Source organism: Camelimonas abortus (assembly GCF_042432745.1).
GTDB lineage: Bacteria > Pseudomonadota > Alphaproteobacteria > Rhizobiales > Beijerinckiaceae > Camelimonas > Camelimonas abortus.
The window spans coordinates 2347024-2361146 of the sequence record NZ_JBHLWR010000006.1 but is presented as its reverse complement, the minus strand read 5'-3'; the positions used below and the strand labels follow the sequence as shown (position 1 = coordinate 2361146).

13 protein-coding genes are annotated in these 14123 nt (G+C 70.0%); 7 read left to right on the top strand and 6 right to left on the bottom strand.

The features are described 5' to 3' along the window. Positions 1 to 26: 26 nt before the first annotated feature. Positions 27 to 266, bottom strand: coding sequence for a DUF1674 domain-containing protein (locus ACFFJB_RS12480; protein ID WP_376831660.1), 240 nt, complete (start codon positions 264 to 266; stop codon positions 27 to 29). Between the two features lie 167 nt (positions 267 to 433). Here ACFFJB_RS12480 and htpX point away from each other — a divergent pair, with 167 nt between their 5' ends. The 7 genes from htpX (at position 434) to ACFFJB_RS12445 (ending at position 8720) form a co-directional block, all read left to right on the top strand. Then, positions 434 to 1378, top strand: coding sequence for a zinc metalloprotease HtpX (htpX, locus tag ACFFJB_RS12475; protein WP_376831659.1), 945 nt, complete (start codon positions 434 to 436; stop codon positions 1376 to 1378). Continuing rightward, positions 1369 to 2775, top strand: a complete 1407-nt coding sequence (locus tag ACFFJB_RS12470; RefSeq protein WP_376831658.1) for an RsmB/NOP family class I SAM-dependent RNA methyltransferase — start codon at positions 1369 to 1371, stop codon at positions 2773 to 2775. Before htpX ends, ACFFJB_RS12470 begins: the two co-directional genes overlap by 10 nt. Before the next feature lie 203 nt (positions 2776 to 2978). Beyond that, positions 2979 to 4706, top strand: coding sequence for a heparinase II/III family protein (locus ACFFJB_RS12465; protein ID WP_376831657.1), 1728 nt, complete (start codon positions 2979 to 2981; stop codon positions 4704 to 4706). 171 nt (positions 4707 to 4877) lie between these two features. Continuing rightward, positions 4878 to 6470, top strand: coding sequence for a bifunctional phosphoribosylaminoimidazolecarboxamide formyltransferase/IMP cyclohydrolase (gene purH, locus ACFFJB_RS12460; RefSeq protein WP_376831656.1), 1593 nt, complete (start codon positions 4878 to 4880; stop codon positions 6468 to 6470). A gap of 48 nt (positions 6471 to 6518) precedes the next feature. Further along, positions 6519 to 7022, top strand: a complete 504-nt coding sequence (gene cobU, locus ACFFJB_RS12455) for a bifunctional adenosylcobinamide kinase/adenosylcobinamide-phosphate guanylyltransferase (protein WP_376831655.1) — start codon at positions 6519 to 6521, stop codon at positions 7020 to 7022. Between the two features lie 215 nt (positions 7023 to 7237). Further along, complete coding sequence (locus tag ACFFJB_RS12450) at positions 7238 to 7798, top strand: peroxidase-related enzyme (protein WP_376832692.1); 561 nt, start codon at positions 7238 to 7240, stop codon at positions 7796 to 7798. Positions 7799 to 7901: 103 nt separating this feature from the next. Further along, positions 7902 to 8720 carry a helix-turn-helix domain-containing protein gene (locus ACFFJB_RS12445; protein ID WP_376831654.1) on the top strand — a complete coding sequence of 273 codons (819 nt, stop codon included), beginning with the start codon at positions 7902 to 7904 and terminating at the stop codon, positions 8718 to 8720. A gap of 95 nt (positions 8721 to 8815) precedes the next feature. On the opposite strand, the gene htpG is transcribed toward ACFFJB_RS12445, so the two are convergent. The 5 genes from htpG to ACFFJB_RS12420 form a co-directional block, all read right to left on the bottom strand. Next, a complete protein-coding gene (htpG, locus tag ACFFJB_RS12440; RefSeq protein ID WP_376831653.1) occupies positions 8816 to 10837 on the bottom strand; it encodes a molecular chaperone HtpG in 2022 nt (673 codons plus the stop codon). Positions 10838 to 11099: 262 nt separating this feature from the next. After that, entirely contained in the window at positions 11100 to 11678 is a 579-nt protein-coding gene (locus tag ACFFJB_RS12435) for an invasion associated locus B family protein (RefSeq protein WP_376831652.1), read from the bottom strand. 184 nt (positions 11679 to 11862) lie between these two features. Beyond that, positions 11863 to 12357 (bottom strand): YkvA family protein, encoded by a 495-nt coding sequence (locus ACFFJB_RS12430; protein WP_376831651.1) that lies wholly within the window; start codon positions 12355 to 12357, stop codon positions 11863 to 11865. Between the two features lie 198 nt (positions 12358 to 12555). Continuing rightward, a complete protein-coding gene (thpR, locus tag ACFFJB_RS12425; protein ID WP_376831650.1) occupies positions 12556 to 13089 on the bottom strand; it encodes an RNA 2',3'-cyclic phosphodiesterase in 534 nt (177 codons plus the stop codon). A gap of 83 nt (positions 13090 to 13172) precedes the next feature. Further along, positions 13173 to 13835 (bottom strand): arylesterase, encoded by a 663-nt coding sequence (locus ACFFJB_RS12420; protein ID WP_376832690.1) that lies wholly within the window; start codon positions 13833 to 13835, stop codon positions 13173 to 13175. Between the last annotated feature and the right edge of the window lie 288 nt (positions 13836 to 14123).

Below are 14123 nucleotides of genomic sequence, written 5' to 3'. Positions count from 1 at the left end.
GGACGACGGCAGTGCGGCTTGACGACTCAGAAGTCAGAGGCGATGCCGTTGTTCTCCCAGTCGTTGTAGCGGACGGGATCTGGCCCGCCGCGCCCGCCGAGCTCAACCCTGCTGGCGAGTTCACGGGCGCGCTGCTCCATCGCCGCCCGTCTGGCCTGCGCTTCCGCCAGCGCCCGCTGGGCGGAGGGAGACAGCGGCTTGCGCGGCGTGGCCGCTTCCGGAGCCGGAGCGTTCCCGGAGGCGTCGGAAGGGGGCGTATCGGTCATGACGTCGGTCTCTCCTGCTGACAGGGCGCTGGTATCCCACATTTGGGCCGCGAAAAAGGCGGTTTGCGTCCGCTGCGTCGTGAAAGGGGCCTTTCCGGCGCCGGAGGCCTTGCCGCAGTGATATGGCGCTTCCCACATTGGAGACGGAGTCTCCAGGGAGAAACTGCATGAACTTCGCCAAAACCGCGCTGTTGCTGGCGGCGCTCACCGCGCTTTTTGGTGTGGTCGGCTATCTGCTGGGCGGGCCAACGGGAATGATGGTCGCGCTCGCCGTGGCCATCGCCATGAACCTGTTCACCTACTGGAACTCTGACCGGCTGGCGCTGGCCGCGTATGACGCCCGCGAGGTCACGGCGCAGACGGCGCCGGAGCTGGTGCGGATGACGCATGAACTGGCCCGCCGGGCCAGCATTCCTCCGCCGCGGGTGTATGTCATCGACAGTCCGCAGCCGAATGCTTTCGCCACCGGGCGCAGTCCGGAGAACGGCGCCGTCGCGGTGACGACCGGCCTCATGCATGCGCTCTCGCGCGAGGAGCTGGCCGGCGTCATCGCCCATGAGCTCGCCCATATCCGCAATCGCGACACTCTCATCATGACGGTGGCGGCCACCATCGCCGGCGCCATTTCATCCATCGCCCAGTTCGGCTTCCTGTTCGCCGCGCACCGTCAGGACAACAACGGGAACGGGCCCGGCCCCATCGCGGGTCTGGTCATGGCCATTCTGGCGCCGCTCGCCGCCATGATTATCCAGATGGCGGTGAGCCGTTCGCGCGAGTATGAAGCGGACAGGCTGGGCGCCGAGATATGCGGGGAGCCAGTATGGCTCGCGTCCGCGCTCGGGCGTATTGAGCAGGGCGTCCACGCCGTCGTCGACGAGCGCGCGGAGGCGCATCCCGCCACTGCGCCGCTGTTCATCATCAACCCGCTTTCGGGACGCGGCATGGACAACCTGTTCTCCACCCACCCGTCAACGGCAAACAGGATCAACGAATTGCAGAAACTGGCCAGAGCGTGGGGCAGGAGCTGGAGCATGGGCGCTCCGGCGGCGGGCGGTTTCCGGAGCGGCGCGTCGGCCAATCCGTGGGCGCGCAGGAGCGGACCGTGGGGTTGAGGCCGCATGCGCGCGCCGCCGCCGGGCGCGCGCCGCGCCGCGCCGGCCGGCCCGCGTCCGCGCCCGGCCTTGCGTCCCGCAGGGCGGCCGCCGCGACTGTCAGGCAGCTGCTTGATCCGTCCGCCCGTGGCGTAACGCTGGAGCAGGCGTTCGACGCGGCCGCCGCCGGGCTGGACAGCCGCGACCGCGCTTTCGCCCGCGCCATCGTGACCACGACGCTCCGGCGGCTCGGGTCTGTCCGCCGTGTGCTCGGCGCGCTGATGGACAGGGGCTTCCCGCGCAAGTGCGGTTCGCTGGAGGCGGTGATGGTCACGGCCGCGGCGCAGATCCTGTTCATGGAGGCGCCAGATCATGCGGCGGTCGACAGCGCCGTCACCCTCGCCCGTCTCGACCGTAACGCCGCGCCGTTCGCCGGGCTGGCGAACGCCGTGCTGCGCAAGGTCGCCGCGCGCAGGGAGGAGGCGGCGTCGTACGATCCGCTTGAGGTCGATACGCCGGACTGGCTGGCCGCCCGCTGGCGCGCCGCCTGGGGCGAGGATACGGCGCGGGCCATCGCCGGCGCGCTGCGACTTGAGCCCTCGCTGGACGTGACCGTGCGCGGCGACGCCGGTGAATGGGCGGCGCGGCTGGACGGCGTGACGCTCGATCTGGCGCCCGCCGGCGCCGTCACGCGCACCGTCCGGCTGCGCACCCTGCGGAATGTCGACGAATTGCCCGGCTATGCCGAGGGGATGTGGTGGGTGCAGGACGCCGCCGCGGCGCTGCCGGCGTTGCTGCTCGGCGTGCGCCCGGGGGAAAGGGTGGCCGACCTGTGCGCCGCCCCCGGCGGCAAGACCGCGCAGCTCCTGACCGCAGGCGGCGAGGTTCAGGCGTTCGACCGCTCGGCCGGGCGCATGCAGCGGCTCGCCGAAAACATGCGCCGGCTCGGCTTCAGCCCCGCCATGCATGTTCTGGATCTCACGGAAGCGGAAACGGCGGCCATCCCCGGCGCGCCGTTTGACGCCGTGTTGCTGGACGCGCCCTGCACGGCCACCGGCACCATCCGTCGCCATCCCGATGTGGCGTGGACCAAGCGCCCCGCCGACATCGAACCGGTCGCCGCCCTGCAGGCCAGACTGCTGGACGTCGCCGTGGCGCTGCTGAAGCCTGGCGGCCGGCTGGTCTATTCCACCTGTTCGCTGGAGCCGGAGGAGGGCGAGGAGCAGATCCGCGGCCTGCTGGCGCGCAATCCCCGCGTGCAGCGGCTGCCGGTGACGGCGGACGAGCTGCCGGGGCTGCCGCAGGCGATCACCGCGCTCGGGGACATTCGCACCCTGCCGTCGATGCTTCCACATCCGGAGCCGCGACTGGCGGGTCTCGACGGATTTTTCGCCGCCAGACTTGTGCTGGCGCCCTGACGGTCGCTACCTCGGTCGCCGGCGCCTGTGGCCAGGCGTCGCGATGCGCCGGCCGCGGCTGCTGTCCGTAATGAGGCCGCCGGGCGTCCGGCGCGATTGGCGATTGGCGCGGGCGCTGTATTGTGGTCTCACCATCGTGGGCAATTCTGGGGCCAGCGGCAGGACCGGAAGGGACGTGACGCGTGGGGGGCAAGGGCGAAAGAATGCGGCTTTATGCGCTGCTGGCGCGCGAGGGATTGCGCTGCGCGCTCTCGCTGGCCCGGGCGCTGGTTCTGCGGCTGTTTCCCGCGCCGGTGCGCGCGCCGGAACAGCTGCTGGTGGCGCCGCAGGACCTGCGCACCGCCGACCCGACGCTCGCCGCCGACTATTACGCCGGATTCTTCGCCTTCGCCGGACGGGTGGTCGAAACGCGCGGCGAATCGCCGTTCGCCGTGACGCCGCCCAGCCAGGCCTGGGACGAGGAGCTGTGCGGCTTCTCCTGGTTGCGGCACCTGCGGGCGGCGAACACGGACATCGCCCGCGCCCATGCCCGCAGCCTCGTTGAGGACTTCCTTGAACATGACGGCGACCGGCGCGGCGCCGGCGCCGCGCCGCGGGTGGCGGCCCGGCGGCTGATCTCCTTCCTGTCCCAGACGCCGCTTTTGCTGGAAGGCGCGGACCAGAATTTCTACAGCCGCTTCATGCGGACCATTGGCCGCTCCGTCGCCCAGTTGCGCGCCGCCGCCGGCCCCGACGTGACGGCGGACGACCGGCTGCTCATCGCCATCGCCCAGTGTTTCGCCGGCCTGTGCCTCGGCGCGCCGCCGCGCGCCCAGGCCCGTTCCGACGCCGCCCTCTCCGCCCTGCTCAACCGGCACGTGCTGCAGGATGGCGGGCACGTCAGCCGCAATCCCCGCCGGCTGATCGAACTGCTGGCGGACCTCCTGCCGCTGCGGCAGACCTACACGGCGCGCGGTCTGGAGCCGCCGATGGCGCTGATCACCGCCATCGATCGCATGATGCCGATGCTGCGCCTGTTCCGTCACGACGATGGCTCGATCGCCCTGTTTAATGGCATGGGAGCGTCGGAGCCGGACCTGCTGGCCACCATCCTCGCCTATGACGATACGCATGCCCGCCCCATGACGCATGCGCCGTGGAGCGGCTATGAGCGCGTCGCCGCGGGGCGGGCGCTGCTGATCGCCGACGTCGGCGCGCCGCCGCCGCGACCCTTCTCCGCCGAGGCGCACGCCGGCTGCCTGTCGTTCGAATTTTCCTGCGCCGGCTCGGCGCTGGTGGTCAATTGCGGCGCCAGTCCCGTGGATGCGCCGGCGGCGCGGCTGGCGGCGCGCTCCACCGCGGCGCATTCAACCGTCACGGTCGCCGACAGCTCGTCCTGCCGCTTCGCCGGAGCGCCTCAGGGCGACTGGCTGGCGGCGGCGATTGAGCGGCTGGTCGGGCCGCTGGTGCTCTGCGGGCCGACGCAGGTGCGGGCCGAGCGTTCCGGCGACGCCGCAGGCTTCCGCCTCGCGGCCAGCCATGACGGCTACCTGTCCCGCTACGGCGTCATTCATGAGCGGCGTTTCTGGCTGCCCGCGGCGGGCGACGGGCTTCACGGCGTCGACCGGCTGGAGCGTTCCGGCGGCGGCGAGGTGTCCGCCGTCATACGCTTTCATCTCCACCCCTCCGTACAGGCGACGCCCGATCCGGATGGCCAGGCGGTCAGCCTGGTCACGCCGGACGGGCAGCACTGGCGCTTTGAAGCGCCGGGCCATGTGACGCATATTGACGAGAGCGTGTGGTTCGCGGCGCCGGGCGGCCCGCGTCCCTCGCGCCAGCTGGTCATCGACATGCTCGTGCCGGAGAACGTCGCCTTCACCGAGATTTCATGGCGTTTCACGCGCGTCGCCTGGGAGCGGCCCGACGTCATGGAGGATCTGCCGGCGGAATGACGGCCCGGCCGGCCTGGGAGCCATGCGCTGGCCATTGTTGGATCAGGGCCGCATCCGTGCTATCGCGCGCCCTTTGGCGGAGCCGCGCGCCGGCGTCCGCTTCGCCGCAGCATGCTTTCGACCGCCTTCGACGTCGCGGCCTGATGGCGTTGGACAACACACGGAACTTACATGTCGAACGAACTGCGTCGCGTGACCCGCGCACTTCTCTCCGTGTCGGACAAGACCGGCCTTATCGACTTCGCCCGTGCGCTGGTGGCGCGCGACATCGTGCTGATCTCCACCGGCGGCACCCGCAAGGCCATCGCTGACGCCGGCCTGCCCGTGACCGACGTTTCCGAAGTCACCGGCTTCCCGGAAATGATGGACGGCCGCGTCAAGACCCTGCACCCGGCGGTGCACGGCGGCCTGCTCGCCATCCGGAACAATCCGGAGCATCAGGCGGCGATGCTGGCCAACGGCATCGGTCCCATCGACCTGCTCGTCGTCAACCTGTATCCGTTTGAGGCCACCGTCGCGTCCGGCGCCGGTTACGACGACTGCATCGAGAACATCGACATTGGCGGTCCGGCCATGATCCGCGCCGCGGCCAAGAACCATGGCGATGTGGCGGTGGTGGTCGACATCGCCGACTACCAGACGGTGCTCGACGACCTGGCGGCCAATGACGGCGCCACCACCCTCGCCCTGCGCCGGCGGCTGGCCCAGAAGGCCTATGCCCGCACCGCCGCCTATGACGCCGCCATCTCCAACTGGCTCGCCGGCCAGATTGGCGAGAACAGCCCGGCGTTCCGCGCCATCGGCGGCGAGCTGGCGGAGGCCATGCGCTATGGCGAAAATCCGCACCAGGTCGCCGCTTTCTATCGCGGTCCCGAGCGGCGCTTTGGCGTCGCCACGGCGCGCCAGCTGCAGGGCAAGCAGCTCTCTTACAACAACATCAACGACACCGACGCCGCCTTCGAATGCGTGGCCGAATTTGATTCCGCCCGCACCGCGGCGGTGGCCATCATCAAGCACGCCAACCCCTGCGGCGTCGCCGAAGGCGCCACGCTGCTCGAGGCCTATGAGAGGGCGCTGCGCTGCGACCCCGTCTCGGCCTTCGGCGGCATCGTGGCCCTTAACCGGCCGCTGGACGCCGAAGCCGCGCGCAAGATCGTGGAGATTTTCACGGAGGTGATCATTGCTCCGGACGCCAGCGAGGAGGCGATCGCCATCGTCGGCGCCAAGAAAAACCTGCGGCTGCTGCTCACCGGCGGCCTGCCGGATCCGCGCGCGCCCGGCCTCGCCGTGCGCACCGTCGCCGGCGGTTTCCTCGTCCAGGGCCGCGACAACGCCGTGGTCGACGACATGGACCTGCGCGTGGTCACCAAACGCCAGCCCACAGCGCGCGAGCTGGCTGACATGCGCTTCGCCTTCCGCGTCGCCAAGCACGTGAAGTCCAACGCCATCGTCTACGCCAGGGACGGCGCCACGGTGGGCATCGGCGCCGGCCAGATGAGCCGCGTCGATTCCTCGCGCATCGCCGCCTGGAAGGCCGCCGAGGCCGCGAAACTCGCCGGTCTGCCCGAGAGCCTGGCGGTGGGATCGGTGGTCGCCTCCGATGCGTTCTTCCCCTTCCCCGACGGCCTGCTGGCGGCGGCGGAGGCAGGCGCCACCGCGGTGATCCAGCCCGGCGGCTCCATGCGCGACGACGAGGTGATCCGGGCCGCCGACGAGGCGGGCCTGGCGATGGTCTTCACCGGCCATCGTCATTTCCGTCACTGACGGCGCAGGGCCCGGCGCGGGGCGTCGGCCATGACTGGGACCGGGCCCATGCTTACCTTCGTTCTCGGCGGCGCGCGCTCCGGCAAGAGCCGCCACGCCGAGGCGCTTGTCGAAGCGCTGCCGCCGCCCTGGGTCTATGTGGCGACGGCGCAGGCGGGCGACGCAGAGATGCGCGAGCGCATCGCCCATCACCGCCAGCGCCGGCGCGCCGGCTGGCGCACTGTCGAGGCGCCGCGCGACCTTGTGACCGCGCTGGCGGACATCCCCGACGGACAGCCGGCGCTGGTCGACTGTCTCACCCTGTGGCTGACCAACCTGCTGCTGGCGGACGCCGACCTCTCCGCCGAAACCGCCCGCCTCGTCGGCGCGCTTGCCCGCCCGAGGGGGCCCTGGTTCGTGGTGGCGAATGAGGTCGGTCTCGGCATCGTGCCGGACAATGCACTGGCGCGGCGCTTCCGTGACGAGGCCGGGCGCCTGAACCAGGCGGTCGCCGCGGTCGCCGGCCGGGTGCTGTTCATGGCCGCCGGCCTTCCCCTGCAGCTCAAGGGCTGACTGCGCCCGCCGCGCGTCCGGCTGACGGGCGTTGCATCCAGGCGCCGTTGCGCTCACTGTTGGCGCGGGGCGCGGTCGCGCCGGCGCGCGCGACCGGTTTGGATGGAGGAAAAGCCATGGGCGGCGGCAAAAAGGCGGAAAAGAACGTGAAAAAGGCGCACGGCGAGGCGGTTGCGGCCGCGGCGCCGCCGCCGCGCCAGCGGGATGAGGCGCTCATGGCGCTGAAGCTTCCGCCGGGCGAACTTTCGCCGGAGATGCAGGCCTATTTCCGCAAATGTGAGGAAAAGCTGGGCTACGTTCCCAACGTTTTGCAGGCCTATGCCTTTGACGACGCCAAGCTGAAGGCGTTCTCAACCTTTTACAATGACCTGATGCTGGCGCCCTCGGGCCTCTCGAAGCTCGAGCGGGAGATGATCGCCGTGGTGGTCTCCAGCATCAACCGCTGCTTCTATTGCCTGACCGCCCACGGGGCGGCCGTGCGGCAGCTGTCCGGCGACCCGGTATTGGGGGAGCTGATGGTGATGAACTATCGCGCCGCCCGCCTGGACAGGCGCCGTCGCGCCATGCTCGATTTCGCCGCCAAACTCACCGAAACGCCGGACAAGATCGTTGAGGCCGATCGCGAGGCCCTGCGCGAGGCGGGCTTTTCTGATCGCGATATCTGGGACATCGCCGCCGTGGCCTCATTCTTCAACATGAGCAACCGGATGGCGTCGGCCGTCGACATGCGGCCAAACCACGAATACCACGGCGCCTTCCGCGCGGATGCGCAATGACGCGCGTTTCCGGCGCGGCGTCGTTACCTGCGAGGTAATGGCGCCGGCGCCGGCGCCGTGATGTTCTGTCCCGGAGCAGACATTCGCAGGGGAGGGCGGCGTCATGGCGGCGACATCCGGCGGCGTGGGCGCGCAACTGAAGGAATGGCGCGCGCGCCGGCGCATGAGCCAGCTTGATCTGGCGTGCGAGGCGGGCATCTCCACCCGCCATCTGAGTTTCGTGGAGACCGGCCGCGCCCAGCCCTCGCGCGAGATGCTGCTGCTGCTGGCGGAGCGGCTGGCCATTCCGTTGCGCGAGCGCAACGCCCTGCTGGTGGCGGCCGGCTATGCGCCCATGTTTCCCGAGCGTAGCCTGGACGATCCTGATCTCGCCGCGGCCCGCGCCGCCATCGCGCAGATCCTGAAAGTCCATGATCCGTGGCCGGCGCTGGCGGTCGACCGTCACTGGAACATGGTGACGGCCAACGCCGCCGTGCCGCCGCTGCTCGCCGGCGTCGCGCCCGCCCTGCTTGCGGCGCCGGTGAACGTGCTGCGCCTGTCGCTGCATCCGGAGGGGCTCGCCCCGCGCATCCTCAACTATCACGAGTGGCGGGACCACATCCTGCACCGGCTGCGCCGGCAGATCGACCAGTCGGCGGATGCAGGGCTTGCGGCGCTGCATGACGAACTGCAGGCCTATCCCGCTCCGGTCTCATCGCGGCCGCGCCGCCACGCGCCCGGCATCGTGGCGCCGCTGCAGCTGGCGGTCGATGGAACCGCGCTCTCCTTCATCAGCGTCACCACAGTGTTCGGCGCGCCGCTGGACGTCACGCTTTCCGAGCTGGCGATGGAAACTTTCTTTCCAGTGGACGAGACGACCTCCAATTACCTCCAGGCGCAGGCGGCGGCGCGCGAGCGCGATCCGCAGGCCGTGGAGATGTAGGCGTCTCCAGGACCTTGCGCCCGGAGAAAAAACGCCCGCGTCCAGGACGCGGGCGACGGAACGGCGGCCTCCCGCCGCAGCGCGATGAGGGGCCTTCAGGAGGCTTTCAGGGCGCGCGCCAGCAGCCGCGTCATGCGCGCGGCGAAGGCCGCCGGATCGGAAACCTGGCCGCCGTCGACAATCGCGGCCTCGTCCAGCAGCAGATGGGCGATGTCGGCGCGGAATGACCCGTCGGCCCTGGCGGCCGCGGCCAGGGTGGGCACCAGCTCGTGGCCGGCGTTGATCTCCAGAACCGGCTTCGACGCGTGTTGCAGCCGGCCGGCGCCGGAAAGCAGCCGCTCCAGATGCCGGTCATAGGCCCCGCCCGGGGCGACGAGGCAGACGAGACTGTCCGTGAGACGGGTCGAAGCCCGCACGTCGGTGACCGCGTCGCCCAGCGTTTCCTTCACCATCTGGATGAACGCCGCGGCCTCTTCGCTGGTCTCGCCCGCCGCCTTCGTTCCGCCGTCGAGCAGCGGAATCAGGTCGAGATCGGCCGCGCCCTGGGTGACGGAGCGGAACGGCTTGCCGTCAAAGCCGGGGGCGCCCATGGTCCAGAAGCTGTCGACCGGGTCGGTCAGCAGCAGCACCTCCACGCCGCGGGCGCGAAAGCCCTCCAGATGCGGCGAATTCTCCAGCTTCGCGCCGGGGTCGCCGGTCAGGTAGTAGATCGCCGTCTGGTTCTCGCGCATGTCGGCGACATACTGCTTCAGCGAACGCAGTCCGCCGTTGCTGGCGGTGGTGCGGAACCGGGCGAGGCCGAGCAGCCGCTCCTGGCGCGCAAAGTCCTCGTGCAGGCCTTCCTTGATGACCGCGCCGAAATTGTCCCACAGCGCGCCATACGCCTCGGCGTCGTTTTCGGCGAGCTTCTCCAGCTCGCTGAAAACGCGGTTGGTGACGTTCTGGCTGATGGCCCGCAGCACCGGGCTGCTCTGGATCATCTCGCGCGAGATGTTGAGCGGCAGGTCGGCCGAATCCACCACGCCGCGCATGAAGCGGAAATAACGCGGCAGCAGCCCGGCGTCGTCAGTGATGAACACCCGCTTCACATAGAGCTTCACCCGGCCCTTGCGCTCCGGGTCCAGCAGGTCGAACGGCCGGGTGGAGGGCGCGAACAGCAGGGCGCTGAACTCGTGGCGGCCTTCGGCGCGATAGTGGATGGTCAGCGCCGGCTCGTCGAACATGCCGCCGACCGTGCGATAGAACTCCCTGTACTCTTCTTCCTTCACCTCGCTGCGCGGACGGGTCCACAGGGCGCTGCCGTCCACGACCTCCTCGTCCACCTGTTCGCCGGCGCCGCCGTCCTTTTTCTCCCCGGCGTCCTTCTCCGCGGCGTCCTCCGCCTTGCGGCGGAAGCGCAGGTGGACCGGCACCGGCACATGGCCGGACTGGTTTTCGATGTGGCGGCGCACGTTATGGGCGTCCAGCCACTCATCAGCGTCCGCCATCAGCCGCAGCGTCACGCGCGTGCCGCGGGCGGGCGCCTCCTCCAGCGGGATCTCGGAAACCGTGTATTCGCCCTTGCCGTCAGACGACCAGCGGGCGGCGACGTTCTCTCCGGCCTTGCGGGAGCAGACGTCCACCTGGTCGGCCACCATGAAGGCGGAATAGAAGCCGACGCCGAACTGGCCGATCAGCTGCGCTTCACTTGTCGCGCCGGTTTCGCCGTCGCCATCCTTTGCGTCAGCAGCGTCCGCCGCCGCTTTATCCGCGCCGGTCCGCCCGCCGTTCAGCTGCTCCAGAAAGGCGCGGGTGCCGGAGCGGGCGATGGTGCCCAGCGCCTCCGCCATTTCGCCGGCGGTCATGCCGATGCCGTTGTCCTCGACCGTCAGCGTGCGCGTGTCCGGATCGAGCCAGATGTCGATGCGCATCTGGGCCGGGCCGTCGCCGAGCAGCTCCGGCCGGGCGATGGCCTCATAGCGAAGTTTCTCGCAGGCGTCGGCGGCGTTGGAGATCAGCTCGCGCAGGAAGACGCTTTTGTCCGAGTAAACGGAGTGCACCATCATGTGGAGAAGGCGCGCGACGTCCGCTTCAAACGCGCGCTTCCCGACGGTCCGGCTTTCAGTTGTGACAGTCATGCACAGTCCCCGAATGTTCGCGACGGATCGGCTGGCGGGCGCGGGCTCCCGCCGCACGCTCCACGGCATGTTTCCGGGCAGGCAGATGGCCGGCGAAGCAAGGCTTTTCAAGAGAGACGCGCCGGTTCAGGGGCTGCGCGTCAGGACGCCCGGCCTGGCCGCCGCCGTGTTGCGGACACGCCGGGGCGCATATGGAAAGGCCGGGGCGCGGGGCCCCGGCCGGACAGGCGTTCGCCGTGCGGCAATGGCCGCCGGCGGGACGTCAGGAGGCGCACTCCTTGCGCACGCGCTCCATCGCCTGGGTGAATCCCTTGAGCGAATATTCGTCGGAGGTGTTGTTGCCGCGCTGCGACTGCACCTTGATCACCAGCCTGGAGCCGCGGGCCATGGCCGCGACGGTCTGGCCTTCCTGGGACGGATCCTTGAGCCACGCGCCGGAGCCGCGGGTCACCACCGGCTGGCTGGCGCCGTCGATGACCACCTCGCCGTCCTGGTTGGGCTTGGCGTTGAAGCCGAGCACCCAGGCGATTTCATTGCGGACGCCCTCCGCCGGACGGGCTGACACGAACAGATAGCCTGGATCCCGGTTCAGGCCTTTCGGCAGCCGCGCCTTGGGGTGCGCCAGCGCGTAGCACACCTTGCTCCGGCCGGTCTTCGCCACATACACCGCCCAGTCGCCGTAGGCGCCGACCGCCTGCCCGCCTCCCGGGGACGCGGCGCTGGCCTGGGCCGCGCCGCGCGGCTGGGCGTTGCTGCGCGCCTGGGCATGGGCGTCGGCGGCAAGGCCGGTGACAAGAAGGGTGGAGAGCAGCGCGCTGGCGGAAAATGCGGCGCAGCGCAACAGTCGGTCCGGACGTATCATCGAATGATCAGGTCCCCTGCGGTGTGAGCCCGAAGGGCATCGGAAAAATGGATGGCGCAGACACCGCCGCGGCGCCTGCCCCGGCGATGCTGGTGCGAACGCCCCATGATAACGGCGAGATCCTTATCAGGGCGTTAGGAAGTTTCGTCCGGACGACGAAAATTTAATAGCGCCGTCCGCGGAATCCGAACACACGCCGCCATTTGCCGGCGTCGCTCGCCTCATGTGCGTCAATCACTGGCGGTTCGCCGGCGTCTGCTGGCGAACCGGCGAGGGTCTGGGCCGCCATCTCCCGGTGTTTCGGCTGGATGGCCGCGCTCACGGACGCGATCGCCAGCGCCAGCACGGCGGCGTCGTCGGTGAAGCCCACCAGCGGCAGCAGGTCCGAGACCGCGTCCAGCGGCAGGATGAAATAGCCCAGCGCGCCGAACAGGATCATGCGCACGCGCAGCGGCGTCTGCGGATCGCGGGCGCAGTGATAGGCGGCCACCAGGTCGTGGGCGAACGGCGTGTTGCGGGCGATGCGCCGCAAGGCCCGCCAGAAATTCTGGCGGACATGCGCTTCACTGGCGTGTTCGCCGCCGTCCTCCCCGCTGGCGGCGCGACGGATCGCCTCCATCTCCGCCTGGGTGAACGGCCGGTTCAGGAAACTGGACATGGCGACGTCGTGTCTCCCCTGACGTTACGGCGGGCCCGTTCGTCTCGGGGAACGAAGGAGCCGGCGGGGCGCGGCGACGCGCCGGACTGCCCTGCAGGATCCCGCGCCAGAGCCGCTTCCGCGCAGAATTGGGTCCGCTGGCAAAAAATTCAAGGACTTGACGGCGCATGACGGACCGTAACGGCAGGAGAACGCCGTTCAGTCCAGCGGATAGACGGCTTCCGCAACGTAAGGCCCGCCGCCGACGGAATCGCGCGACGAATACAGCACGAAACGGCGGGCGGTGTAGACGTAGCGCGGAAAACCGCCCCGCACGGCCAGATAGCCGGCCACGTCCAGCGGCGAGCCGTTGCGTAGCCGCGCCAGGGTGATGTGCGGCGTGAACTTGCGCGTTTCCGCCGGCAGGCCAACCTTGCGCATCCGCCGCTCAATGTCCGCCTGCAGCTCGACGAGGCCAGGATCCGGCGCGACCCGTGCGAAGATGGTCCGCGGCCGTTTGCCGCCGAAGGCGTCGATCCCCTCAACCGTCACGGTGACCGGCGCGCGGCGCACCTCGTCAAGGGTTCCGGCCACCTCACGCGCGACCACGTGATCCACGTCGCCGATGAAGCGCAGGGTGATGTGGTAGTCCTGCGGCTCGATCCAGCGCGCGTCATGGAGTCCGCCGCGGGCGCGCGACAGCAGCGCGGCGAGCTCTTCCGGAGTCTCGAGTCCGATGAACAGGCGCGGCATGGCTGGAACTCCGCTGGGGCGTCGTGGCGAACGGGCCCGACCGGATCCTGGACCCGCAGGGGGGGCGGCGCAATGGCGCCGCCTCACCGGCCCTGAATGGCTGACAGGAACTTTTCGACCGTCGGCAGGATGTTGGCCACCATCACCTGCACCCCGTCGGGGTTGGGATGCATGCCGTCGTCCAGCAACAGCCGGCGCTCGCCCGCCACGCCTTCGAGGAAGAACGGGTACAGCAGCAGCTGATGCCGTTGCGCAAGGTCAGCGTATATCGTCCCGAACTGCGTCGCATAGCGTCCGCCGAGGTTGGGCGCCGCGCGCATGCCCGCCAGCATCACCGGGATGTTCCGGGCCTTCAGCCGGGTGATGATCTCGTCCAGCGCCTTTCGGGGAATGGACACGTCCACGCCGCGCAGCATGTCATTTGCGCCGAGCTCCAGAATGACGCCGGAAACGCCGTCGGGAACGGACCAGTCCAGCCGCTCCAGCCCGCCGGTGGTGGTGTCGCCGGAGACCCCGGCGTTGACGACCTTCACATTGTAACCGCGGGCGCGCAGCGCCTGCTCCAGCACCGCCGGAAACGCCTTGTCGCCGGGGATGTTGTAGCCGGCGCTCAGGCTGTCGCCGAGCACCACGATGGTCAGCTCCTGCGCCTGCCGCCCGGGATGCGCCGGGGCGGCGGCCGCGCTTTCGGCCGGCGTGGTCGCGGCGGGCGCCTGCGACGTGGCGGGCGGCGTTTCCTGGGCCATGGGGGCGGGCGCGCTGATGAGGCTGAAGGCGAGCGCGGCGGCGCAGGACATGCCGGCGCCCCGCGGCCGGAGCACGCGCCGGAGCTGGCGCAGCAGGGACTTCATGCGCTTTTCTCTCCCGGTATCCTGAATGGGGCCGTCATGCGAGGCTGGCGCCGGCGCGGCCGCCGACCCATATGGGAAGGATCGCGCCGGCTGCTTCAGCATGGCGGATGGAAGCAGCTGGCGGAAGTGGAACACGGGAATGGGGCAGCCTGGAGGTCGCGTCGGGACGGACAGATCCGCTGA